Annotated in this window: 22 protein-coding genes and 1 pseudogene; 8 read left to right on the top strand and 15 right to left on the bottom strand. The window is 63.1% G+C overall.

Annotated elements, in window-relative coordinates:
• The first annotated feature begins 127 nt into the window (after positions 1 to 127).
• Positions 128 to 649, top strand: coding sequence for a TetR/AcrR family transcriptional regulator (locus D3I60_RS15125; protein WP_262777199.1), 522 nt, complete (start codon positions 128 to 130; stop codon positions 647 to 649).
• Positions 650 to 831: 182 nt separating this feature from the next.
• Here the strand turns inward: D3I60_RS15125 and D3I60_RS15120 are convergent, their stop codons facing one another.
• A complete protein-coding gene (locus D3I60_RS15120) occupies positions 832 to 2,652 on the bottom strand; it encodes a flavin-containing monooxygenase (RefSeq protein ID WP_262777198.1) in 1,821 nt (606 codons plus the stop codon).
• 156 nt (positions 2,653 to 2,808) lie between these two features.
• Here D3I60_RS15120 and D3I60_RS15115 point away from each other — a divergent pair, with 156 nt between their 5' ends.
• Positions 2,809 to 3,969 carry a GAF domain-containing protein gene (locus tag D3I60_RS15115; RefSeq protein ID WP_262777197.1) on the top strand — a complete coding sequence of 387 codons (1,161 nt, stop codon included), beginning with the start codon at positions 2,809 to 2,811 and terminating at the stop codon, positions 3,967 to 3,969.
• 3 nt (positions 3,970 to 3,972) lie between these two features.
• On the opposite strand, the gene D3I60_RS15110 is transcribed toward D3I60_RS15115, so the two are convergent.
• The 4 genes from D3I60_RS15110 to D3I60_RS15095 all read right to left on the bottom strand — a co-directional run bounded on the left by D3I60_RS15110 (position 3,973) and on the right by D3I60_RS15095 (position 9,044).
• A complete protein-coding gene (locus D3I60_RS15110; protein WP_262777195.1) occupies positions 3,973 to 5,019 on the bottom strand; it encodes an NAD(P)-dependent alcohol dehydrogenase in 1,047 nt (348 codons plus the stop codon).
• A gap of 1,208 nt (positions 5,020 to 6,227) precedes the next feature.
• Positions 6,228 to 6,650, bottom strand: coding sequence for a VOC family protein (locus tag D3I60_RS15105; RefSeq protein ID WP_262777194.1), 423 nt, complete (start codon positions 6,648 to 6,650; stop codon positions 6,228 to 6,230).
• Between the two features lie 81 nt (positions 6,651 to 6,731).
• The gene (locus tag D3I60_RS15100; protein WP_262777192.1) at positions 6,732 to 7,583 is read right to left on the bottom strand and encodes a helix-turn-helix domain-containing protein; all 852 of its coding nucleotides are present in this window, start codon (positions 7,581 to 7,583) and stop codon (positions 6,732 to 6,734) included.
• 84 nt (positions 7,584 to 7,667) lie between these two features.
• Positions 7,668 to 9,044: a CynX/NimT family MFS transporter gene (locus tag D3I60_RS15095; protein WP_262777191.1), complete on the bottom strand. Its 1,377-nt coding sequence runs from the start codon at positions 9,042 to 9,044 to the stop codon at positions 7,668 to 7,670.
• A gap of 84 nt (positions 9,045 to 9,128) precedes the next feature.
• Here D3I60_RS15095 and D3I60_RS15090 point away from each other — a divergent pair, with 84 nt between their 5' ends.
• The gene (locus D3I60_RS15090) at positions 9,129 to 9,881 is read left to right on the top strand and encodes a helix-turn-helix transcriptional regulator (protein ID WP_262777189.1); all 753 of its coding nucleotides are present in this window, start codon (positions 9,129 to 9,131) and stop codon (positions 9,879 to 9,881) included.
• A 44-nt stretch (positions 9,882 to 9,925) separates the two neighbouring features.
• On the opposite strand, the gene D3I60_RS15085 is transcribed toward D3I60_RS15090, so the two are convergent.
• From D3I60_RS15085 to D3I60_RS19380, 3 genes and pseudogenes are all read right to left on the bottom strand, one after another.
• Entirely contained in the window at positions 9,926 to 10,840 is a 915-nt protein-coding gene (locus D3I60_RS15085) for an arylamine N-acetyltransferase family protein (protein WP_262777188.1), read from the bottom strand.
• Positions 10,841 to 10,925: 85 nt separating this feature from the next.
• Positions 10,926 to 11,216: a DUF1989 domain-containing protein gene (locus tag D3I60_RS15080; protein WP_262777244.1), complete on the bottom strand. Its 291-nt coding sequence runs from the start codon at positions 11,214 to 11,216 to the stop codon at positions 10,926 to 10,928.
• Between the two features lie 39 nt (positions 11,217 to 11,255).
• Positions 11,256 to 11,457: pseudogene (locus tag D3I60_RS19380) on the bottom strand (hypothetical protein); the annotation flags it as partial.
• A gap of 170 nt (positions 11,458 to 11,627) precedes the next feature.
• Here D3I60_RS19380 and D3I60_RS15075 point away from each other — a divergent pair.
• A complete protein-coding gene (locus D3I60_RS15075; RefSeq protein ID WP_262777187.1) occupies positions 11,628 to 11,906 on the top strand; it encodes a hypothetical protein in 279 nt (92 codons plus the stop codon).
• Between the two features lie 131 nt (positions 11,907 to 12,037).
• The gene (locus tag D3I60_RS15070) at positions 12,038 to 12,484 is read left to right on the top strand and encodes a carboxymuconolactone decarboxylase family protein (RefSeq protein WP_262777185.1); all 447 of its coding nucleotides are present in this window, start codon (positions 12,038 to 12,040) and stop codon (positions 12,482 to 12,484) included.
• A 97-nt stretch (positions 12,485 to 12,581) separates the two neighbouring features.
• Here D3I60_RS15070 and D3I60_RS15065 read toward each other — a convergent pair whose 3' ends face one another.
• The 4 genes from D3I60_RS15065 to D3I60_RS15050 form a co-directional block, all read right to left on the bottom strand.
• The gene (locus tag D3I60_RS15065) at positions 12,582 to 14,093 is read right to left on the bottom strand and encodes a tripartite tricarboxylate transporter permease (protein WP_262777183.1); all 1,512 of its coding nucleotides are present in this window, start codon (positions 14,091 to 14,093) and stop codon (positions 12,582 to 12,584) included.
• Positions 14,090 to 14,644, bottom strand: coding sequence for a tripartite tricarboxylate transporter TctB family protein (locus tag D3I60_RS15060; RefSeq protein ID WP_262777181.1), 555 nt, complete (start codon positions 14,642 to 14,644; stop codon positions 14,090 to 14,092). The genes D3I60_RS15065 and D3I60_RS15060 overlap by 4 nt, the downstream gene beginning before the upstream one ends.
• Positions 14,641 to 15,618: a Bug family tripartite tricarboxylate transporter substrate binding protein gene (locus tag D3I60_RS15055; RefSeq protein WP_262777179.1), complete on the bottom strand. Its 978-nt coding sequence runs from the start codon at positions 15,616 to 15,618 to the stop codon at positions 14,641 to 14,643. The genes D3I60_RS15060 and D3I60_RS15055 overlap by 4 nt, the downstream gene beginning before the upstream one ends.
• 241 nt (positions 15,619 to 15,859) lie before the next feature.
• On the bottom strand, positions 15,860 to 17,146 hold the full coding sequence (locus tag D3I60_RS15050; protein WP_262777177.1) for an adenylosuccinate synthase: 1,287 nt from the start codon (positions 17,144 to 17,146) through the stop codon (positions 15,860 to 15,862).
• 217 nt (positions 17,147 to 17,363) lie between these two features.
• Here D3I60_RS15050 and D3I60_RS15045 point away from each other — a divergent pair, with 217 nt between their 5' ends.
• Entirely contained in the window at positions 17,364 to 17,891 is a 528-nt protein-coding gene (locus D3I60_RS15045; RefSeq protein ID WP_262777176.1) for a hypothetical protein, read from the top strand.
• A gap of 63 nt (positions 17,892 to 17,954) precedes the next feature.
• On the opposite strand, the gene D3I60_RS15040 is transcribed toward D3I60_RS15045, so the two are convergent.
• Positions 17,955 to 18,176, bottom strand: coding sequence for a hypothetical protein (locus tag D3I60_RS15040; RefSeq protein ID WP_262777175.1), 222 nt, complete (start codon positions 18,174 to 18,176; stop codon positions 17,955 to 17,957).
• Between the two features lie 35 nt (positions 18,177 to 18,211).
• Positions 18,212 to 18,418, bottom strand: a complete 207-nt coding sequence (locus tag D3I60_RS19525) for a mycothiol transferase (protein ID WP_440588581.1) — start codon at positions 18,416 to 18,418, stop codon at positions 18,212 to 18,214.
• Between the two features lie 243 nt (positions 18,419 to 18,661).
• Here D3I60_RS19525 and D3I60_RS15035 point away from each other — a divergent pair, with 243 nt between their 5' ends.
• Positions 18,662 to 19,942: an aminotransferase-like domain-containing protein gene (locus tag D3I60_RS15035; RefSeq protein WP_262777173.1), complete on the top strand. Its 1,281-nt coding sequence runs from the start codon at positions 18,662 to 18,664 to the stop codon at positions 19,940 to 19,942.
• A 126-nt stretch (positions 19,943 to 20,068) separates the two neighbouring features.
• On the opposite strand, the gene D3I60_RS15030 is transcribed toward D3I60_RS15035, so the two are convergent.
• Positions 20,069 to 20,755 (bottom strand): TetR/AcrR family transcriptional regulator, encoded by a 687-nt coding sequence (locus tag D3I60_RS15030; RefSeq protein WP_262777146.1) that lies wholly within the window; start codon positions 20,753 to 20,755, stop codon positions 20,069 to 20,071.
• Positions 20,756 to 20,818: 63 nt separating this feature from the next.
• On the opposite strand from D3I60_RS15030, the gene D3I60_RS15025 reads away from it, so the two are divergent.
• The gene (locus D3I60_RS15025) at positions 20,819 to 21,574 is read left to right on the top strand and encodes an SDR family oxidoreductase (protein WP_262777144.1); all 756 of its coding nucleotides are present in this window, start codon (positions 20,819 to 20,821) and stop codon (positions 21,572 to 21,574) included.
• Positions 21,575 to 21,620: the final 46 nt, after the last annotated feature.

Raw genomic sequence — 21,620 nt, 5'->3', positions numbered from 1 at the left:
GCTCAGGTACTGCGCAGATACAGGCCCGGCCGCGCGAGAAATCCGAGCGGCCTCCTGCATGCCCAGCCGGCAGTACACCAGGCACACGTCCGTCTCGTGAGTACAGCTATGGACTAGGCTCGTGGCTATGGCACGCAATCCGACCGCAACCAAGGAGAAGCTGCTCGACGCATTCGATACGCTCCTCGACGAACACGGCACTGCCGGGGCGACTCTGGACGCAGTAGCCGCGAAGGCCGGAGTCTCCAAAGGCGGTCTGCTCTATCATTTCGGGTCGAAGGCCGAGCTCATCAAGGGCAGCCTGGAACGCCTCGACCGACTGGTCGCCGAAGACGTCGAGGAGATGAACGCTGCTGGCGAGCGCCTCCACTATTACTATCTCGAGACCTCCGCCGAGGTCGGCACTCCCCTGGACCGCAGCCTCATCGCCGCCGGCTGTCTTGCACTCGAGAACGAGGACGCCAAGGCGGCTCTGCGTAGAACCCGGGAAGCTTGGTTCGACGCTCTCAACAACCACCTCGGCGATGCCGACCTGGCGATGACGATCCAGCTCATCGGTGACGGAATGTATTTCAACCAAAACTTCGGGCTGTCACAGGACGAAGCCCTCGACCACGTGAAGCGAGTGCTCTCGCGCCTGGGGCTCTGAGACGCCTACGCGCCTCCGCCTCTCGAATACCCACCGCTCAGCTCCCTTCCCGTTCTTCTGCGGACATACCCCAGCGGACGCGCTAGGTGGGCGAAGTGGTCACGTCCCGAGCAACAGGACGTGACCATTTCGCACACCTATGAGCGTCCACCCGATCGCCAAGAGCCGGCCTCACCCCGAGCTCAGCTCAGGTGATGAACCTCCTGCAGCCCGTACACCGGAGTCTCGATGCCTTCGTGCCGGGCCTTGAGCTGCAGCGCCAGATACAGCGAGTAGTGCCTGGCCTGGTGCAGATTGCCGCCCATGAACCACAGGTTCTCCTGCTGGGTGGGCTTCCACATATTGCGCTGCTCGCCTTCCCACGGGCCTGGGTCCTTCGTCGTCTCCGACCCCAGTCCCCAGCATTTGCCGACCTTGTCTGCGGTCTCCTGGTCGACGAGGTCCGCGACCCAGCCGTTCATCGAACCGTAACCGGTGGCGTAGACGACGAGGTCAGCCGGCAGTTCAGTCCCATCGGAGAGGACGACGGCATCCTCGGTGAGGTGGTCGACCTGACCTTTGGCCAGTTTCACTTTGCCGTCGGCGACGAGCTCGGCGGATCCGACATCGATGTAGTAGCCCGAACCGCGGCGCAGATACTTGAGGAATAAGCCGGACTCGTCGTCGCCGAAGTCGAGATCGAACCCGGCGGCCTCCATCCGCTGGTAGAAGTCCTTGTCCGCTTCCTTGATCTGGTCGTAGAGCGGGATCTGGAACTCGTGCATGATCCGGTACGGCAGTGATGCGAAGATGAGATCCGCCTTCTCCGTCGTCACGCCGTTCTCCAACGCGCGTTCGGAGTACAGGTCGCCCATCGCGATCTCCACGAGCGAATCGCTCTTGACGATGTGCGTGCTCGATCGCTGCACCATCGTGACGTCGGCACCGTTCTCGTACAGAGCACCGCAGATGTCGAAGGCGGAGTTGTTGCTGCCGATGACGACGACCTTCTTGCCTGCATAAGCGTCGGGACCTGGGTGCTGCGAGGAGTGCTGCTGCTCGCCCTTGAAGATGTCCGACCCCGGGAACGTGGGGATGCTCGGTTTGCCCGACATGCCCGTGGCCATCACCAGATGGGTCGGCCGCAGAGTGACCTTCTCCCCGTTCCGGTCAACCTCGACCGTCCACCGGCCTTCCGCTTCGTCGTATTTCGCCGAGGCAGCTGTGGTCGACGACCAGTACGGAATCTCCATCACCTTCGTGTAGAACTCCAACCAGTCCGCGATCTTGTCCTTCGGTGCGAACACCGGCCAATTGTCTGGGAACTTCAGGTACGGAAGGTGGTCGTACCAGACCGGGTCGTGCAGGCACAGCGACTTGTACCGCGACCGCCACTGATCACCCGGCCGCTCCCACCGGTCGATGACCAGGGACGGCACTCCGAGTTGGCGGAGGCGAGCGCCGAGGGCGATCCCGCCCTGTCCGCCACCGACGACGAGGATGTAGGGATCGGCGGTCGCGCCCCAGGCGGCGTCCTCCTCGGCGAGTTTCTCCGACCAGCTCTTCCGTTCGGGATCGACGCCGTGCTCGGCACCTTTGACCCGGCGGGTGCCGCGGGGCTCTTCGTGTCCGGTGATCTCCTGCAGCGAGGTGAGCACGGTCCAGGCCTTGATGCCGTCTTCATCGATGAGGCGGACGAGTCCCTTGCCACGCCCCACCGAGGTGGTGAAGGTGAACCATGCTTCCGTCACACCGTCGGCGGTTGCCGCCGGTTCGCTGAGTTCGAATTCCTCCGGTGAGACCCGGTCGAGATTGTGGGTGAGCAGGTCGGTTACTCCGTCGGGGTTCTCCACCGTTTTGAGATTCCAGGTGAAGGACACGAGGTCCCTCCAATAGCTGTCGGTGGCGAACAGTCCGGCTGCAGCCGGGATGTCCCGGCGGCCGAGCGCCGATTCGAAGTCCTGCAGCCACCTCATAGCGATGTCGTCGGCGGTCAGCTGGGGACGGTCGAGCGTCGTTGTCATGTCACTCCTCCTCATTGAGTTCAGTGACTCCAAACTAGGCCGGGCTCTCACGGCTCGGAAGAGTTGCATCGGATTGCATGGTCCACGCTGTGTCGGGATTCTCACCGACGCCTCGACCCCATGGCCAGGGGTGCGTTCCCGACTTATACTCAAGGCATGCTTCAGCCGGATCTGGCGCATCTCGCCAGAGATCTGACACGCATTCACGATGCCGTGATCACCGGGGCGTCGCCGCCGGTGCAACCGCGCGCGCTGGTCAGGCGCTCGTGGGATCGGATGCTGCGCTTGGGGCTGGACCCCGATGGCACGAATGCGCGGATCGTCGCCGATGAGGCTGAGTTGGAGACTCGACGCCGGAAGTCCCAGTTGCGACTGGTCGTCGATGAGATGCGCTCAGTGCTGTTGCGGGCTCCCGACGCCGCGCCGTTCATCCTCGTCGTCACGGATGCCGATGGAGTCATTCTGTGGCGAGATGGTGCAGCGTCCGCCAGACGGCAAGCCGATGAACTCGGATTCGTCGAAGGAGCACATTGGTCTGAGGCCAAGGTCGGCACGAACGCCATCGGCACGGCGCTGACCGAGGAGGCACCCGTCCAGCTCTTCTCCGCCGAACATTTTGAGGCGTCTCAGCACCCCTGGTACTGCAGCGCCGTGCCCGTGCACGACCCGCACGATGGGACTCTCTTGGGAGTCGTCGATATCAGTGGCCCGGCGATGACGCTTCATCCTGCAGTGCAGTCGTTGGTGACGACGGCGGTGCGTCTGGCCGAGGCCCGGCTGATGATCGCTCAGCAGGAGGCGCTGAACACTCTCCGCGATCGGATGTCGGCGATGCTCGCCGGCACGTCCGGCCCGGCCCTCGTCGTCGATGATGCAGGATGGGTGGCGTATCAGCAGGGAGTGCGCAGCCGCGACCGCATCGAGGTGCCGGCCGCCGACCGTTCGATCCTCGTCCCCGGTGCCGGTCTGTGCCTGCCGGAGAAGATCACCGGTGGATGGCTGCTGCGGCCCACCGGCGATCGTCGAGCTTCTGTGACTCTGCGGACGAAGCAAGATCCGCCCGTTCTGGATATCCATTCCGGCACCGAACCTCTGGTCGTTCCGCTCACGCCACGGCGGGCACAGATTCTGGCGGCGGTCACCTCGGCGGGGGCAGCTGGGATCAGTGCCGCCGACCTCAGCCAGCGCCTCTACGGGGACGGCGACCATGTGGTCACCGTCCGCGCAGAAGTCTCGCGTCTGCGCCGATCGGTCGGAGCCCTGCTCGCCACCCGGCCCTACCGATGGGCCGAAGGCGTCGACGCGCGCGTGGACTGAGGGTCAGTTGCCGTGGGGAACGACGACCGCTCGACCGGAGAGCTCACCGGCCTGCAGCTTGCGATAGGCTTCCAGTCCGTCGTCGAGGCTGTAACGTTCGACTTCTGGCATGATCTGACCTGCCCGGTACATGTCGACTACCTCATGGAGGTCCTCGATCGTTCCCCAGTAAGTGTTCGTCAGCGTTGCCTCGTAGGGATTGGTGAAGAACGACCATTCATACGCGCCCCCAGCGATGCCGACGATTGTGCAACGACCCATGCGGGCCATTGACTGCGCGGCGACCTTGACCGTTGAGGCGGCACCGACGAAGTCGAACGCGGCGTCGACGCCCTTGCCACCGGTGATCTCACGGATTCGTTCGACCTGATCATCTCCTCCACTCACGGTAATGGCACCGGCTGCTTGGGCCTTCGCCATCGCCTCAGGCTTCATATCTGTGGCGATGACCGTCGCACCGGTGAGGGCCTTCAAGATCTGCACGCCGATTTGGCCCAATCCGCCGAGACCGATGACCAGCGCATAGCGTCCGCCCCCTGCAAGATTCGGCAGCGAGTGCTTGATTGCGTGATAGGGAGTCAGCCCCGCGTCGGAGAGCGGTGCTGCGGCGACAGGGTCGGCGTCGCCGAGCGGGACGAGGTTTCGTGCGGGAACAGTGACGTATTCGGCCATACCGCCGTCACGGCCCAGCCCGACGCCGAGGTAGGGATTGGTCGCGGCGTTCTCGCAGTAGGTGTCCTGTCCACGCGAACATGCTCGGCAGCGGCCGCAGCCGATCGGGCCGTAGACGAGGTAGGCGTCACCCTTGTTGAATCCCGACACTCCGGGGCCGAGGTCTTCGACCCAGCCCGAGTTCTCGTGTCCGAGGATGAAAGGCGGCGGTACTGCTCCGGGGCCGCCCTCTTCGAATTCGTTGTACACGGCAACGTCGGAGTGGCATGCTCCTGCTCCGGCGACTTTGAGCAGAACTTCACCTGGTCCTGGTGTGGGCTTCTCGACGTCTTTGAGCGTGGGAAAGGTCTTGAAGTCTTCGAATACGATCGCCTTCATGGTTCGAGTTCCTTTCGAAAGGATTGGGGCGGTGATCACCGCTCCGAGGTCCACGTTAGGCTCGCGCAACAGATAGTTGAACCCTTATATCACCTGATGAAACCGTATATTTCATTGCCGAGCCGATCTGCATGAACACTCCTGAACGACGGCTGGTTCCCCGCCGCATCGAGCCACCAGCGATAGCGCGTTCGCAGCGCCCGCTCGGTACTCGCCAAGACTGTCACTATGCCGATGCCGATTGTGACCCACCGAGGCATCGTGAACAGAGGCTAGACCGGACCGATCCGCTCAGCGATCGGAGGAGTCCGCAGGACCGGCACGGCGATCTCCTGTTGCAGCAGCGCAACCCCGACCAGCATTTCCAGAGCTGAAATGATCCCCAGCGCGAGGCTGAGGCGGAGCCGACGCCCATCAAGCGGTGCCCGGCGGCCCACTGCGGATCGGTGGTTAGGCCGAAGCTGCTCCTCGGCTCCGTCGGCGGAGACTAAAAGTCAGCGCTTCAAACCGAAATTGCTCGCGGCTGCCTCGATATTGCCGCCTTCGACAGGGAAGACGGCTGGCACACGCGAGACCGCATGCTCCCGGTCATTGCTATAGAGAAAGACCTTGAGGTAGCCGTTCTCATCGGTTCTCCATTGGCGGACGTCGATCGCTTAGCTGACGAGCCCGCCCTCGGCGCCGTCCCGCTCGAGGTGGAACTGCGAGCGCCCGAGCAGCTGCCTCCATCGGAACGCCGGCAGAATCCTCCCGTCACCTTGTTCGATCCGCTCGTTTGCTCGACGACGCCTCCACTGTCGAAGCATCTGAGTATCGCCTCGACACTCAACATAGCTCCAACACAGCGTGTTGGAATGGGCACGAGCAAACCAACTCGGAGTATTGGTCAGTGGCAGTGGATCAGGGAAACGCAATAAGAGGAGACCTGCAGCTGCTTCGGGATGAAGTCATGCGACATGTCTACGACAGGTATCTGCCGAGCGCAGACATCCGCGACACTGCGGTTTCCAGGTCCTCGCCGACGAGGGAGCCCTGACCGACGCCGGCAGCATCCCTCGGTCGGCGCGTTTCCTCAACACCGTCTTCGACGGCCTCGCCCTCGAACGTGCTCTGCCGTCAGAGGACTCGCTGGCTCAGCTGGAGACCGAAACGCTCAATATCGCCGCTGACGCCGTTCTCGGAAACTGACCGCGACCAGGCAGCACGCCCTACGCGGACGCCCCGCGGTAGCTTCCGACCGACCACAGCACTCCCTCGGGGTCTTGGATGGCGAAGTCGAGCGATCCGTAGTCCTGTTCGGTCAGTCCCATGACTTCGGTGGCACCGGCGGCGAGCGCACGTTCGTGGAGCTCACGGACGTTGCCGGAGGCCAGATACACCGACCCCGAGGCAACTCCGGTCTTCGTCATGACCCCGCCGTCATCGCGGACGGACCCGAGCATCACTCCCCCGCCCTCTGGCCAGGCCAGTTCGGCGTGATCGACGCGGTTCGGATCGTCGGCATTCGTGTACTCGGCGACGACGTCGAAGCCGAGCGCCTCCTGAAGGAAGGCAATCGCGGCTTTGGCATCGCGGTAGCGGAAGGTGGGCCAGATGTTGCAGGCCTGAGTTTGTGCGGCATCGACGGACATGAGGACTCCTTTTCTCTGGGTGTTCTGGACCTCCATCATCGAAGAGCGATCCCTACCCGGTCTTGGACAAATGGGAACAGCTCATTCTCTCGCCGACGTGACCCCCGCCGAATCTGTTCTCGCCGTCCGTGACCGGGCCATGTCATCAGCCGCCAGCCACCGGCTGGGGCTGAGGCCGGCGAAGTCCCGGAAGTCCCGGTTGAGGTGTGCTTGATCGGCGTAACCGCAGCTCACAGCGATCTCCGCCAAGCTGCCCCGGCCGGCAGGGATGAGCCGCCGCGCTCGATCGAAGCGGATGATGCGGGCGGCGTCCTTCGGCCCGATCCCGTATTCGGACCGGAACTGGCTGCCCAGGTGGCGCCTGCTCCATCCGATGTCGTCGGCGACGAGGGAGACGGGCAGACCGCCGTGGCTGTCGGCGATCCGACGCCAGGCGGCGGCCACCTCGGCGCGGGGGCGATTCGCATCATCGATCGTGCGCATGAGCACGTCGTCGATGGCGGCGAATCGGGCGGACCATTCGGTCTCGAGATTGACCCGCTCGTGCAGTTCCGTGGCCAGCGGCCGGGAGATCCGAGCGACGTCGACGCTGTGATGGGCGAAGTCGGCAGCGGGGATTCCGAAGAACGCGCGCGGAGCCGACGGACTGAAGTTGATCTGGATTCCGGACATCGCGCCGCAGTGAGCGATGAGCGTCGAACGCAGGTGGAGGCCGGCGAGCAGCACATCGAAATGTTCGCGACTGCCGGAGACCGCATCGACCTGGCACAGTGGTTCGTCGATCGAGACGATGAAGGTCAGCGTGCCCGAAGGCAACCCGAGATGCGTCCCCGCGGGGACGCCGGAGATGTCGTAGCCGGCGTAATCACCCACGAATCGCCGCAGACTCGGATGCGGAGCGCGGGTGAGCGGGCCGACGGGTGCCGCAGACATGTCCACAGTGTAAACCCGCGCCCTCGGCCAACAGTCGGATACTCGAGGTGCCGTCTTGCAATGACGCCACGCCGTTCTGACTATTCAACCGCGCAGCAGCACCTCACGGCTGCCGACGCCACGGGCGCGCACATGTTTGTCCTGGGCTGCGATTCCGCCGATGAGAAGCTGAGCCACGAGCAGCACGAGGAGGGTGACGAGTGGCACCGTCCACGAACCGGTCACCGTGTGCAGCCAACCGAGGCCGAAGGGTCCGAGCCCGGCGAAGAGATATCCCAAACCCTGCGCCATCGTCGAGACGTGTCCGGTGTGATGTGCGTCCGGAGACCGCCACACGATATAGGACAGCGACAGACTGATTGCCGCGCCCTGTCCGAGACCAATCAATGTCATCCATACAGGCGCTCCAGCCGCGGGAGCGATGAGGAGCCCTGCGATTCCGGAACCGATGAGGATCGAGGCCGCGGCAGCACCGATCCAGCGCGGCCGGATTCTCTGCGCCAGAGCTGGCGTGAAGAGGCAGGTGAGGATCGCAGGGAATGCGGAGTACGACAGCATCCAGCCGGCTTTACCCGCAGCCATGCCGCCGTCCTGCAGAATCACCGGCACCCAGGTCAGCGCAGCGTAGTAGCTCAGCGACTGTAATCCCATGAATCCGGTGACCGCCCAGGCGATGGGATCAGTGAGGATCGAGCGGAAAGGCGGCTCCCCGGTCTCGATCGAAGCATCTGCGGAAGCATCGTCGGCGGAGTCCGCGACAGTGACCCGCCGGGGCTTCGGGAGGTCCGCCGAGCGGCGCAGCATGTTCGGGAGCCACAGCAGCACCGCCAGAACTGCCGGGACCGCCCAGATTCCGAGGGCCCAACGCCACAATCCGTCAAAGGCGGACATGATCGGCACTGTCAGACCTGACGCGAGCGCGGCGCCGAGGAACAGCGACGTCGAGTACGGGCCCATCATCAGACCCGCTCGATGAGAGAAGTCGCTTTTGATTGCTGTCGGCAGCAGTACGTTGCCGACCGCGATGGCCGCACCGATGAGTACCGTTCCCCCGAAGAGAGCGAGCAGGCTCGGCTGCAGCCGCAACGAGATCCCGACAGCGAGGACGATCATGAGGATCCCGAGCACCCGATGCATGCCGAAGCGTCGTGTGAGCGCGGGCGTGAGGAACGCGAACGCCCCGAAGGAGAAGACTGGGATCGTCGTCAGGAGGCTGCCCTCTGTGGCAGTGAGACGCAGATCGCCTAGGATATCCCCGAGCACCGGACCGACCGAGGCGACGCCGATGCGCAGGTTGAGACCGATGAGGATGAGACCTGCACCGAGGAGGAGCAGGCTCCTCCGACTCCGTTTCCCGTGCGACGTCGATCGGCTCGGAAATTCGCCGGGAGCATGCCCCTCGTCGGTGGATGCGAGGTCCTGGTCGAAGTCCTGTTCGAAGTTCTGGTCGAGTCTCTTCATTGCGTCCTGTCGTTTCGCGCGGGTGCTGATACTTCTCATTCAAGCGCCACCCGCTTCGGCGGGGAACCATTAAACTGACTCGATATGACCGTTTTCAGCCACACTTCGTTGAGGCCGGAACTCGTCCACCTGCTCGGGCACGATGAATGGACCCCGGCACACACTCACGGCCTCGGTCACTTGGTGTATCCGGCGACTGGGGTGCTGTCCTTGGTCACTCGCGAGGGCTCGTGGATCGCACCATCGAATCGTGTCGTCTGGGTGCCCGCAGAGTTCGAGCATCAGCACCGCGCGCATGGGGCCGCTGACATGCGCGTCGTCTTCCTCCCCGCACACATGGCTGCTTCGCTCGTCGACCGGCCCGCCGTTCTGGCGACGACCCCGCTGGCCAGAGAGGCGATGTTGGGGCTGACCGGTACACGACACCGGACGAAGGCAAGCGCCGACCGACTCCGACTCGTCATCATCGACGAGTTGACGGTCACCGGCGAACAGCCGCTGCACCTCCCCGAACCGGTCGACCCTCGGCTGTTGGCCCTGACGAAGATCGTCGAGGAGGATCTGGCGAATCCCGTGTCTCTGGCTGAGCTAGGGCGCCGGGTGGGAGCCGGCGAGCGAACTCTGACTCGGCTGTTTCAGCAGGAGACCGGGATGACGTTCCGTCAATGGCGTGCCGAGCTGCGCATCCACCGGGCGCTGCTGCTCCTGACCGACGGGTGGAGTGTCTACGACACCGCGGCCGAATGCGGGTGGGCGAATCCCAGCTCGTTCATCTCCGTATTCACCGCGCTGGTCGGCACAAGCCCGGGCCAATACCGACAATCCCTGCATGGCTGATTAGGCGCCTCGTCACGGGCACATCCAGCACAGTCGTGTCACTGTCAGTGTTCCAAGGCGACGACCCAGATCGGGTCGGTAAAGGTTCGGTCGAGGTCGATACCGAACTCCTCGCGGAGAACGGCAGCGAAGTCGGCGGCATCGGCCACCGTCCGCTCGAGGCGTTCGGGGTCGTCACCGGGTCGCACGCAGCGCAACTGGCGGCCCTCGAGCGATGCCTTGCCGCCGTTGCCGAGCGTCCTGGCCACCACGGGTGCGCCGGTGAAGCGCGTGCCCGGCTTCGTCGCGGTGAACCAGTTCGACACCTCGAGGTCGGCTTGTTCTCGCGGGACGTCCGCGAAAGCATAGACGGTGCGGAACTCCTGGTCAGAGCGGGTGCGGGATTGCAATGCCCATTCAGCCTCCGCTCGCAATGCAGGCTCAAGCACGGTGTCGGCCGGAACCAGCCTGTGCTCTCCGTGCTCGGTCGTCCGCGGTTCCGACTCGACATCGAGGGCGAGTGCGACCTGCGGCGTCCCACCGCCGAACCCCGGATCGACGAGGAACCGCCGTCCGCTGAGATCGAGGATCGTCGCCTGGTGCGTCAGCCCTCCCGGCGCTGTTCTCCCCTCGCCGAGGTGGACTCGGGCAAGGATCGGATGCGCGCTCAGCCCGAGCTCTCGGAGCACGGCGCGGATGAGTGTCGCGTGTTCGTGGCAGTAGCCGCCGCGGCCTGCGTCCAACAGCTTCGCCGTCAGTGAGTCGAGGTCGGTCGGGATGCCCCGCGACTCCCCTGCTGCGCGTGCGGCGATGACGTCGAGGTTCTCGAAGGAGATCGACCGGACGTGGGCGGCCAGCAGTACATCGATGAGATCGACGATTTCGTCGGCCGACCCACGTGCCCGAACTCGCAGCACATCCTCCGAACTGTTGAGTCCGAGTCGGTCGACGTACCGGGCGACGAGCGTTGACGATGCCATTACGAGTCCTTCCCTTCTGGGCGCAAGTTCACGCCCACGGTTGAGGTCGGAGACCATCGGCTCCTCGATAGTTCGGCGAGGTCGGTTAGCTCCAATCGCCGAGGAGGCTCTGCGCGATCCGATAGACCGTGACCTTCAACGGGTGGCAGTTCTCCACCGGATCTGACGAGCCGACCCCGACCATCGGTGCGGAGAGATCCCCGCCGGGGCAGGTGGACAAGGCCGCGAGCAGGTCCTGTTCGGCGAAGAATTCGAAGTGGTCTCCTGGTCGTGCTGGACAGGTCTTCATGAAGTATTCGTCGTTGTCGTTCAGTCCTGTGCATTGGAAGAAGTTGAGCACATCGTGGACGTCGAATTCGGTGAGGCCGTAAGGCAGGATCGCGCGGACGAGATCGGTCCCACAGGTTCAGGTCGCCGACCTGCGGACCGTCGACGGTGGAGATGCGGCAGACATGGTCGGCGGGGACGTCCCAAGCCTGCCCGGAACGGATGGGAATGGTGAATTCGTCGATGATTTCCCGGGATTGGGTGTCTTCACCGATCCGTGAGTAGTAGTTTCTGTCGACCTCGAGCGCGGCGCCCTGATAGGCGGCTTCCTGCAGACGGCTCTGAGTCATTGGACGCATCCTCCTCCGTAGCTGTGTTGCCTGCAACGATGCCAGCTTTCTGCCCGTCTGCCCAAGGGGTTGTCAACCAGGTCTATGCTGAAAAGCAGGAATGGACGCAGTCGATTGGGCCGCGCCGTCGGATGCACCGAACCGCGTGGACCGAGCAGTGGGAGGTCGGAATGGCTGGAGAGAGGATCGACGTCGAGATGCAGGACACGGGGGAATTCCTGGCCAGCATCCACTCAGCGACGGGAATCGACGAGATCGTTCTGATGTTCGACGATGCCGAAGACGTCTCCGACGGACTCTTGGGCAACGACGAGCCCACCGTCCGCGCGACCGTGGAATTCCTTCTCAGCCATCAGCCTCCCGGAGATCTGCCGGACCGGATCGACCTCGTCGACATCGCCGCCGCCTACGACGGAGCTATCGAGTCCATCCGCAGACTGCGGGGATGACCACATCCCGCCTCGGCGGATGAAGTAATGGACAGGCTGCCCTCTAGCGCTGCTCATCACGGCGAGCAGCAGGATGCGGTTGCTCGCTTCGGCGGGCGCAGGAAACCCTCGTGAAGAAGAAGATGATTCATATGTCAGATACTCAACGACTCAATATTCTCGCCGTCGACAAGAAGGCCTACGAACCGCTCTACGCGCTCGAGAAGTACATTCACCGAGGCAGCCTCGGTGAAGCTCTGCTCTCACTCATCAAACTGCGTGCCTCCCAGATAAACGGCTGCGCTTACTGCCTGAAGATGCATGCCGGCGAAGCGCGCAAGGCCGAAGTCGACCAGGTCAAGGTCGACGTCCTTGCCGGGTGGAAGGAAGCGACGTCCGTCTACAGTGACCGCGAGCAGGCCGCGCTGTTCATGACCGAAGAGGTCACACTCATCGCCGATGGCGGCGTCTCCGAAGAGACCTGGCAGGCGGCCTCGGCGGTCTACTCCGAGCAGGAGCTGGTCGAACTGCTGATGTCGATCTCGGCGATCAACGTCTGGAACCGTCTGGCAGTGAGCACCCACCAACACCTGGACTGAGTTCGTCCGAACACCGCTGATCCGACTGAGAGGTGCGGGGCCGACACGATCGTGTCGGCTACGCACCTTTTTTGGACGGATTTGGTCGGACCAGTCTTCAGACGTTGGCCGTCTTCTCGTCGTGTTTCTTGCCCAGCACTCGCTTCCAGGGCAGGAACGACACGAGCGCGAGCAGGGCGATGATGAGGAAGACCATTACGAGCGGGTCAGAGATGACGGCCCAGAAGTTTCCTCCGGTCAGACCCAATGCCTGTTGCAGGTTGCGTTCGAGCATCTCCCCCAGAACCAGTCCGATGACCAGAAGTGCGGGCGCCATTCCGACCAGTCGCATGACGTAGCCGAGCACACCGAAAGCCAGTGCAATGTACACATCGGTCACTGAGTTGTGGATGCTGTAGCAGGAGATGAGTGCGAGGATGAGGATGACCGGAGCCATGAACGGCATCGGAATGGCCAGGATCTTCGCGAGCAGCGGGGACGCGCCGATGTTGATGACGACACCGAGTATCGCACTGAACAGCAGTGCCCCGATGATCGTCCAACCGAGTTCTGGGTTCGCGTCGAAGAAACCGGGTCCGGGATTGAGGCCGTACATCATCAGGTAGGCGAGCAGAACTGCCGTCGTGCCTGATCCCGGAATTCCCAGGGTCAGCAGAGGCACCATCGAACCCGACACTGCAGCATTGTTCGCGGACTCCGGCGCGACCAGCCCGCGGACTGACCCCTTGCCCATGCCTGCCGATGCAGGTGCGAGTCTCTTCTCCAGTCCATAGGAGAAGAATGCGGCGATCGTCGTTCCTGCTCCCGGGAGCACTCCGGCGACGAATCCGATGACCGATCCTCGCAGGCTGGGGAAGGTCCCCTGCTTGAGATCGGATTTCGTCGGAAGGAAACGTCCCGACAGCTTCGACATCACCGGGGAGTCCCTGCCCATCGTGGTGCTGGCCAAGATCTCACCGACGCCGAAGACGCCGATGATGGCGACGATCGAGTCGACCCCCTCCAACAGGGTGAAGCTGCCGAAGGTGAAGCGAGGAAGCCCGGACTGAAGTTCGATGCCGACAGTCGAAACTGCCACTCCGATGGCGACTGCTGTGAGCCCCAACATCGGTGCCGATCCGACGAGGGTGGCGCTGAGGACCAGCGCCATGACGACGACTGCGAAATAGGCTCCGGGTCCGAACGCAAGCCCGAGCTCCGACATCGGCCCAGCGATGAACGCCAGCCCCAGGAACGCGAGAACACTGCCGACGAATGACGCGAGGGCAGAGATGGAAAGCGCGGTGGCCGCCTTGCCTTTCAACGCCATCGGATGCCCGTCGAGAGTGGTCATGATGGCGCCCGGGTCACCTGGGATGTTCAACAGGATCGCTGAGATCCTCCCGCCGTATTCTGCACCGAGATACAAGGAGACCATGAGTGGAAGCGATATCTCGGCCGGAACCGTGATCGCGACCGGAAGGAGGAGAGCGATGGCAGTCGACGGACCGATACCGGGCAGCAGACCGGCGATGGTTCCGAGGACGACGCCGCCCAGGATGACCAGCAGCAGTGTCGGCGATGCCGCGATACCGCCGAGAGCCGAGAGGAGATCGTTGATGGTGCTCACAGCTGCAGACCTCCGAATACCAGGTACTCCAACCAGCCGACAGGCAGAAGCACGTTGAGCCAGACGTCGAACACGAGGAAGAGAATCATCGCGATCGCAATATTGATGACGAAGAGCCCGACCGCTCGTGCCGCACTGAGTCGAATTCCGAACACAGTCATCGAGACCAGCATCGAGAAGAGAACTGATGCTTCGACAAATCCGATGAGGAAGATCGAGGCCGCATACAGACCGAAGAGGACGATGCACCACACAACACGCAGAATCTCCCGTCCTTCGACCAGCCTGACGTCGACATGGCCGCGCAGAATCGCGATGATTCCGAGAGCAGTTGTGCAGAACAGGACGATGCCGACAACCAGCGGGAACGTCTTCGGACCGATTCCATCCTCTCCTACAGCGTCCGGCAGGAGTATGGCGTTGACGAGGTAGAAGACTGCGAGGAAACCGAGCACAATGCTCGACAGCATCGCCGAGGTGGTCCGACTTCCGGGTTCATGGTGTGGTTCGTCGACCGGTCGAGTTGCGGTCGGATCTGTATCCGCACTCATTTCACCAACCCCACTTTCTCCAGCACTTCCGTCGATTCCTCCTGTTCGGGGCGAATCACCGTGTCGAGCCATTCGTCACCGGCGACATATTCGGGGTTGATCCCCAACGCCTCTGCCTGCTTGGCGAATTCGTCCGTCTCCACTGACTTCTTCAACGACTCCCGCCACCAGTTGACTGCGTCCTGCGGCATATTCTTCGGACCGAAGACTCCCCTCCAGTGGTTGATCGTGATGTCCATTCCGAGGTCGTGCCACGTCGGAACCCCTGGCGCTGAATCGACAGGTTCGGGAGCCGAGACTGCTATGATTTCGACGTCACCGCTGTCGACGAGTTCCATCGCCTCCGACATCCCCGTCGATGCCACATCGATACGTCCGCCCAACAGTTCGTTGTTGAGGTCACCGCCATCGGAGAACGCCACGAGATTGATCTTGGACAGGTCTTCGACTCCGTATTCACTCGCGGGACGAAGGACGTTGAGCTGGTCGTCACTGGGGACGGTGCCGATTCCAAAATTGACTGAACCTGCATCCTTCTTGATGTCATCGAGCACTTTCTCCGCGGAGTCGTACTTCGACCCGGATTTCACGATCCACACTTCATAGTCGGTCGTTAGCTGGGCCAGTGGTGTGAAGTCGTCCAGGGACATGTCGGTAGTTCCCGTGACTTTTGAGAGGAAGATTCGGTTCGATTCGAACACGACGGATGTTCCGTCGTTCTCCCGCTGGAGAACGGCGGCACGAGCCGGATTGCCTCCGCCGCCTCCCATGTTCTCGATCAATATGAAGGTGTCGATTCCCGCGGCTTCGAAACCGTCGTTTGTGATGCGGGTCGTCAGGTCGAGGCCACCGCCCGGGGATCCTGCGGCGATAGCCGTGACACGCGGCGGCGGGAAGCCATCGTTTCTGTGAATGTCGGGCATACATGCCGTCGTGGACGCGACGAGCGCCAGACCCGCAGACGCAACTGTCACGCGCAGAAGAGTTCGTCTCGTTGTGGATGTTCTCGCCGTTGGGAATCCGATGTGGAGCATGCCCGGCACGTTACCTACTGGAGCCCTCAAACCTCAAAAATTCCTGCAAGAATGAGACAAGCAGTCTGAGTACTTTGCCAGTTGTTCCCACCTCGCGGGCAGATGCCGAAGGGCGGAACCGACTGATCGTTGGTTCCGCCCTTTCGCAATTGATTAGATCCGGATGTCTCCGGGAGCCTGCTCAGTCCAGTAAGTCGTGACGCACGATCGACTGTTCGCGATCGGGGCCGACGCCGATGACCGACATCCGGCAGCCAGAGAGCTCCTCGAGCGCAAGCACGTACTTCCGCGCGTTCTCCGGCAGGTCGTCGAAAGTCCGAGCCTTCGTGATGTCCTCGGTCCAGCCGTCGAAGTATTCGAAGATCGGCTTCGCGTGGTGGAACTCGGTCTGCGACACAGGCATCTCGTTCTGGCGCACTCCGTCGACGTCGTAGGCCACACAGACCGGGATCCGGTCGATGCCGGTGAGCACGTCGAGCTTGGTCAGCACATAGTCAGTGAAGCCGTTGGTGCGGGCGGCGTAGCGGGCGATGACCGCGTCGTACCAGCCGCAGCGGCGCGGACGACCGGTGTTGACGCCGAATTCCCCGCCGGCCTTCTGCAGGTACTCGCCCATCTCGTCGAAGAGCTCGGTCGGGAACGGTCCGGCGCCCACACGGGTCGTGTAGGCCTTGACTATGCCGACGACGCGGTTGATCCGGGTCGGACCGATGCCTGTGCCGACGCAGGATCCGCCGGCGGTCGGGTTCGACGAGGTGACGAACGGGTACGTGCCGTGGTCGACGTCGAGCATGGTCGCCTGACCACCCTCCATGACGACGACCTCACCGCGGTCGAGTGCCTCATTGAGCATGAGCTCTGTCTCGGCGACATAGGGGCGCAGGCGTTCGATGAAGGGCTCGAAGTATTCGACGATCTCTTCGACCGACACCGCCCGACGGTTGTAGACCTTGACGAGCAGTTCATTCTTCTGCCGCAGCGATCCTTCGATCTTCTGGCGCAGGATGGACTCGTCGAAGACGTCCTGGACGCGGATGCCCAGACGCCCGATCTTGTCCATGTAGGCCGGTCCGATGCCGCGACCAGTGGTGCCGATGGCCCGCTTGCCGAGGAATCGCTCGGTCACCTTGTCCAGGGTCTGGTGGTACGGAGCCACGAGGTGGGCGTTCGCGGAGATGCGCAGCTTCGACGTGTCCGCGCCACGGGATTCGAGGGCGTCGATCTCCTCGAAGAGCGCCTCGAGGTTGACGACGACGCCGTTGCCGATGACCGGGGTGACATTCGGTGAGAGGATGCCCGCCGGCAGAAGCTTGAGTTCGTACTTCTCGCCTCCGACGACAACCGTATGGCCTGCGTTGTTCCCACCATTGGGCTTGACCACGTAATCGACGCTGGTGCCGAGGATATCGGTGGTCTTACCTTTACCTTCGTCGCCCCACTGAGCGCCGACGACAACGATTGCTGGCATGAGAGTGCTTCACCTCGAAGTGAAAAGGGGATGTCATTACTCCCCAAGTCTACTGGGTCACACTGACGCAACCGTCAGCAGACGAGCGTCGACCGTCACTGCGGATGAGAAGCGCTCACACCTCACAGGCTGCTCCGAGCCCCAAAGTGTGCAATCGCACGTCCGTGGCGCCCGGTTTGCGCTGGATGCAACTACAGACGTCGGAGACAATGGACCCATGTGCACCAGATCGATCACCACCATTGCCATCGCAGGCCTGCTCGCTCTCAGCGGATGTTCCGGCGCGAATGAAACCGACGAGTCCCGGCCTGATGACTCGGCGTCGCACAACACCGATTCGGCACCGAACGAGTCGACCTCCGCAACGACAGGCGATGCCGATGAACCGGCCGAGGCCCCAGACGATTCGTCCGAAGTGGGCACCACAGCAGCAGACGATTCTGCAGTCTCGACCCTGACTCTCGACACCGGCGAGAAAACTGTCACGATCGAACCCACCGATGTCTACTGCTCCGGCGAACCGGGCAAGCTCCATCACATCATCGGCAAGACGGACAACGAGCTGCCCCTGGTCAAGACCGAAGGCACCGACTTCGTCATGGTCAAGGTCGGACAAGGACGCCCCTACAAGACGAACAACCCCAAAGGCATCGCCATCGGCGATGAGAGCGTGACCTTCGACGGGACCGAGCTCGGCTCGGCCACGCTCGACGGAACCATGACCTGCACCGACTGGGCGGACTGAGACAGCCCCAACTCCCGCTGCGTGTCGCGATCCCGAAGAACGTGCCGACTCCGGCTCCGACGATCAGCGCGGCTTGGAACAGCGAGGCGGACTTGCCCTATGCTGTGCCGCAGCCGCATCGCTTGATGCGCCGACAGCGTCGAGTTCTGAGGTCAGGGCCTCGATCTGCGAACTCGAAGCGTCATCGGCGATCTTCGCGCAGGTCCGTTCCTGCACTTCGTGGCCGGCCGACTCCTCAAGGATGTTCGCATCGGCGCCGCTGACCAGGGCCGTCCCCGCGGGCACGTCGAAGGCGGATCCATCGCATCGGCCCGGTCCGATCACCGGTGAGCACGGTGTCGAGGTCCATCCCCCTCGATCGCGGAATGCGAGCGCTCCACGGCCGCCCGATAGTCAGCCGACACGCTGGCGATCGTGTCCGAGGAGTCGAGGAGAAATGAGTCCTTCGAGACCCGCGGCAGCCCGTAGTCGACTCGGCTACGATCGGTGACCGCCTCACCGAACCAGACGGATTCGACCAAACACATGACGAAGGTGCTGTTGGCGTCGACTCCGTTGTCCGTGATGGATCCAAGTTAGAGCCGCCACGGCGAGGGTGGACAGACCTGATCGCCGACTCGCCCGAAATTGCAGGCGCTCAGCATCCTTGTTCGCCCCGGCCCCCACCCCTATGCTGAAGTGACCCACGTAACCCGTCGTTCGGGCAGGAGCCTTGGCATTGTCGCCGGAGCCGTCGACTTCAGGGCATCACCGCTCAGAGGAGGTCGCTCATGTCCACCACGTCAATGCATCCGGCCACGAGTGCTTCGCAGAACCAACCCGAGAACCAGTCGCAGTCCCCCGCGTTGCCCTACGCCCGCCGCCGCGATCAGCTCGTCGGATCCGTCATCGACGCCTCCACCACGGTGCTGGCCCAATATCACCATGACATCGTCAAGTTCGGCATGGGCGCACCGGCCCCGGACATGCTGCCGGCGAAGGACTTCGCCCGCATCGCCTCCGACGTCTTCTCCCCGGAGAACTTCACGTACGGGGAGACCAAGGGCGAGCCGATCCTCATCGAGGCGCTGCACGAGTACCTCGCTTCTACCGATCAGATCCCGCCCGAACAACAGGGGAACCGTGATCGTCTCCTCATCACCTCCGGAGGAATGCAGGGCCTCGACCTCGGTTTCAAACTCTTCGTCACCCCAGGCGACCTCGTCGCCTGTGAGTCGCCGACCTATACGAACGGTTCGGCGACGGCCATGAGCTATGAGGCGGAGATCCTCGAGATCCCCGTCGACGAAGAGGGCATGCAGATCGACGTCCTCGAGGAGCACACGAAGCGCACCGGGCGTGCCCCGAAGGTCATCTACACCGTCCCGACCTTCCAGAACCCCGCCGGCGTGACGATGTCGCTTCCGCGTCGCGAGCGCCTGCTCGAATTCGCTCACCGCCACCGGTCGGTGATCATCGAGGACAATCCGTACGGAATGCTGCGCTTCGAAGGTCAGTCCCTGCCCGCGCTGTGCGACCTCAGCCCGAACGATCCCCTCATCTTCGGGGTGCGCACGTTCTCGAAATTCGTCGCCCCGGGCCTGCGGGTCGGCTGGATCGACGTCGATCCCGAGGTCCGCGAACTCGCCGTCAACGCCAAGCAGACGATGGACTCCTGCGCCCCCGTCCCCAACCAGCACCTCATCGCCCGCTGGATGGAGGAAGGCGGCGCCGACTCCCACGTCGAGGTCCTGCGCAAGGCCTACCGCGAACGGAAGATCGCAATGTCAGAAGGACTGGAGAGGCTCTTCCCCGGAGAGATCCGAGCCACCGATCCCGACGGCGGATTCTTCCTGTGGGTGACCTTCGAGGACGAATCCATCAACACCGAAGACCTCATGACCACCGCGCTCGAGGAGGGGGTGGCCTACATCCCTGGCCCCGCGTTCTCGCCGGCCGGGAATTTCTCGAACGCACTGCGCCTGTGCTTCGCCTCGGCGGCTCCCGACCGCATCGACGATGGCCTGCAGCGCCTCCGCCGCGCCGTCGACCGATACCGCGCAGAGCGCTGATCACCACGACGACACCTTCGCCGAGGCGTCTCTGACCTCGCCCGACCACGACGTCCTAGCGCTCCCGAACCGACGGCCCCGCCTCGGCCGAGCGAGGCGGGCGCGGCGCCTGTTCGACGTCCGGTTTCAGACCTCGCCGAGGCGGCCGATCCATTGGATGAGGAGCTGAGTCTCCGTTTCGCCCAGGATGCCCGGATTCGCCGCAGCACGTTCGATGACAGAATGACCCAGTCGACCGTCGCCCGGTTCGCTCTGTCCGGTTCCGGTGATGGCGGCGAGGACGCCTTCACGGACGCCTGCTGAAAGTTCGGGATCGTTCTTGCCTTGAATGATCAATCGCAGGGTGACGCCGATATTCGTGGCGAGCACATGAGCAGCCGCCTGCTCGTAGCCGACGACGAGCCGTCCATCCTGTTCCGCTTTGAGCGTCAGACCGCGCAGAATCTCACTCGGCTTCGACTGCGCCTCCGGAGAATAGCCGGGCCTGACCTTGCCGTACATGAGGGTGTAGAAACCCGGATTCTCCAGGCCGAAGGCAACGTGAGCATCCCAGCCCAGTCGCAGATCCTGAATCGGGTCGCCACTGGATTCGGTTGAGGATTTGGCCGAGAGATACATGTCGAAGCCGCGTTCGACGACGGCTTCGATCAGCCCCTGCTTATTGCCGAAGAAATGGTACAGAGTTGGCATCTTGACCCCCGCCGCGTCGCAGACCGCGCGCAGAGAGAAGTCCTCTCCGGGCGCCGCGGCAATGAGGTCGGCGGCCGCTTCGAGCAGGCGGGTCCGTGTATCCGTTCCCTCAACTTCTGTCATATCGCTATATTATAGTGTACCGTCGATATAGTCCGATGTAACAACGATACGGAGGTTGAGACCATGACCGAACAGACTTTGCAAGGCAAGACCATCCTTATAGCAGGAGGCGGGAAGAACCTCGGCGGGCTCATCGCTCGACAGGCCGCCGCAGCCGGAGCCGATATCGCCATCCACTACAACTCGGATTCAACGCGCCCGGAGGCCGAAGAGACACTCGCAGCCGTCGAATCCAGCGGCTCGAAGGGCGTCCTGCTCACCGGAGATCTCACCAAGCCCGCCATCGTCGAGAGGCTCTTCGACGATGCCGTCTCGGCATTGGGGTCCATCGATATCGCGGTGAACACGACGGGCAGGGTTCTGCGCAAGCCTATTGCGGAGACCACCGAGGACGAGTACGACGCGATGTTCGACATCAATGCGAAGGCCGCGTACTTCTTCATCAAGGAAGCAGGCAAACACCTTGCCGACAATGGGAAGATCGTCACCATCGTCACCGCCCTGCTCGCCGCGTTCACCGACGGCTATTCGACCTATGCCGGCGGCAAGAGTCCGGTCGAGCATTTCACCCGAGCCGCAGCAAAGGAATATGCCGAACGCGGCATCTCCGTCACCGCTATCGCCCCCGGGCCCATGGACACTCCCTTCTTCTACGGTCAGGAGACCCCGGAACGAGTGGAGTTCCACAAGTCGCAGGGTATGGGCAATCGCCTGACTCGCATCGAGGACATCGCACCGATCGTGCGATTCCTCGCCACAGAGGGCAACTGGATCACCGGGCAGACGATCTTCGCCAACGGCGGTTACACCACTCGCTGAGGCGGACACGACACTTCAGTCCCCCTCGGCACCCGTCCAACAACCA

It is taken from the genome of Brevibacterium permense (assembly GCF_025506275.1).
In the GTDB taxonomy this organism is placed as follows: domain Bacteria; phylum Actinomycetota; class Actinomycetes; order Actinomycetales; family Brevibacteriaceae; genus Brevibacterium; species Brevibacterium permense_A.
The sequence above is the reverse complement of the archived record's forward strand: the minus strand, read 5'-3'. Positions and strand labels throughout refer to the sequence as shown.

What these genes read in the sequence shown, in the direction of transcription:
- D3I60_RS15125 (WP_262777199.1), top strand. Translation starts at nt 128, where the DNA reads ATGGCACGCAATCCGACCGCAACCAAGGAGAAGCTGCTCGACGCATTC.
- D3I60_RS15120 (WP_262777198.1), bottom strand. Translation starts at nt 2,652, where the DNA reads ATGACAACGACGCTCGACCGTCCCCAGCTGACCGCCGACGACATCGCT.
- D3I60_RS15115 (WP_262777197.1), top strand. Translation starts at nt 2,809, where the DNA reads ATGCTTCAGCCGGATCTGGCGCATCTCGCCAGAGATCTGACACGCATT.
- D3I60_RS15110 (WP_262777195.1), bottom strand. Translation starts at nt 5,019, where the DNA reads ATGAAGGCGATCGTATTCGAAGACTTCAAGACCTTTCCCACGCTCAAA.
- D3I60_RS15105 (WP_262777194.1), bottom strand. Translation starts at nt 6,650, where the DNA reads ATGTCCGTCGATGCCGCACAAACTCAGGCCTGCAACATCTGGCCCACC.
- D3I60_RS15100 (WP_262777192.1), bottom strand. Translation starts at nt 7,583, where the DNA reads ATGTCTGCGGCACCCGTCGGCCCGCTCACCCGCGCTCCGCATCCGAGT.
- D3I60_RS15095 (WP_262777191.1), bottom strand. Translation starts at nt 9,044, where the DNA reads ATGAAGAGACTCGACCAGAACTTCGAACAGGACTTCGACCAGGACCTC.
- D3I60_RS15090 (WP_262777189.1), top strand. Translation starts at nt 9,129, where the DNA reads ATGACCGTTTTCAGCCACACTTCGTTGAGGCCGGAACTCGTCCACCTG.
- D3I60_RS15085 (WP_262777188.1), bottom strand. Translation starts at nt 10,840, where the DNA reads ATGGCATCGTCAACGCTCGTCGCCCGGTACGTCGACCGACTCGGACTC.
- D3I60_RS15075 (WP_262777187.1), top strand. Translation starts at nt 11,628, where the DNA reads ATGGCTGGAGAGAGGATCGACGTCGAGATGCAGGACACGGGGGAATTC.
- D3I60_RS15070 (WP_262777185.1), top strand. Translation starts at nt 12,038, where the DNA reads ATGTCAGATACTCAACGACTCAATATTCTCGCCGTCGACAAGAAGGCC.
- D3I60_RS15060 (WP_262777181.1), bottom strand. Translation starts at nt 14,644, where the DNA reads ATGAGTGCGGATACAGATCCGACCGCAACTCGACCGGTCGACGAACCA.
- D3I60_RS15050 (WP_262777177.1), bottom strand. Translation starts at nt 17,146, where the DNA reads ATGCCAGCAATCGTTGTCGTCGGCGCTCAGTGGGGCGACGAAGGTAAA.
- D3I60_RS15045 (WP_262777176.1), top strand. Translation starts at nt 17,364, where the DNA reads ATGTGCACCAGATCGATCACCACCATTGCCATCGCAGGCCTGCTCGCT.
- D3I60_RS19525 (WP_440588581.1), bottom strand. Translation starts at nt 18,418, where the DNA reads ATGTGTTTGGTCGAATCCGTCTGGTTCGGTGAGGCGGTCACCGATCGT.
- D3I60_RS15035 (WP_262777173.1), top strand. Translation starts at nt 18,662, where the DNA reads ATGTCCACCACGTCAATGCATCCGGCCACGAGTGCTTCGCAGAACCAA.
- D3I60_RS15030 (WP_262777146.1), bottom strand. Translation starts at nt 20,755, where the DNA reads ATGACAGAAGTTGAGGGAACGGATACACGGACCCGCCTGCTCGAAGCG.
- D3I60_RS15025 (WP_262777144.1), top strand. Translation starts at nt 20,819, where the DNA reads ATGACCGAACAGACTTTGCAAGGCAAGACCATCCTTATAGCAGGAGGC.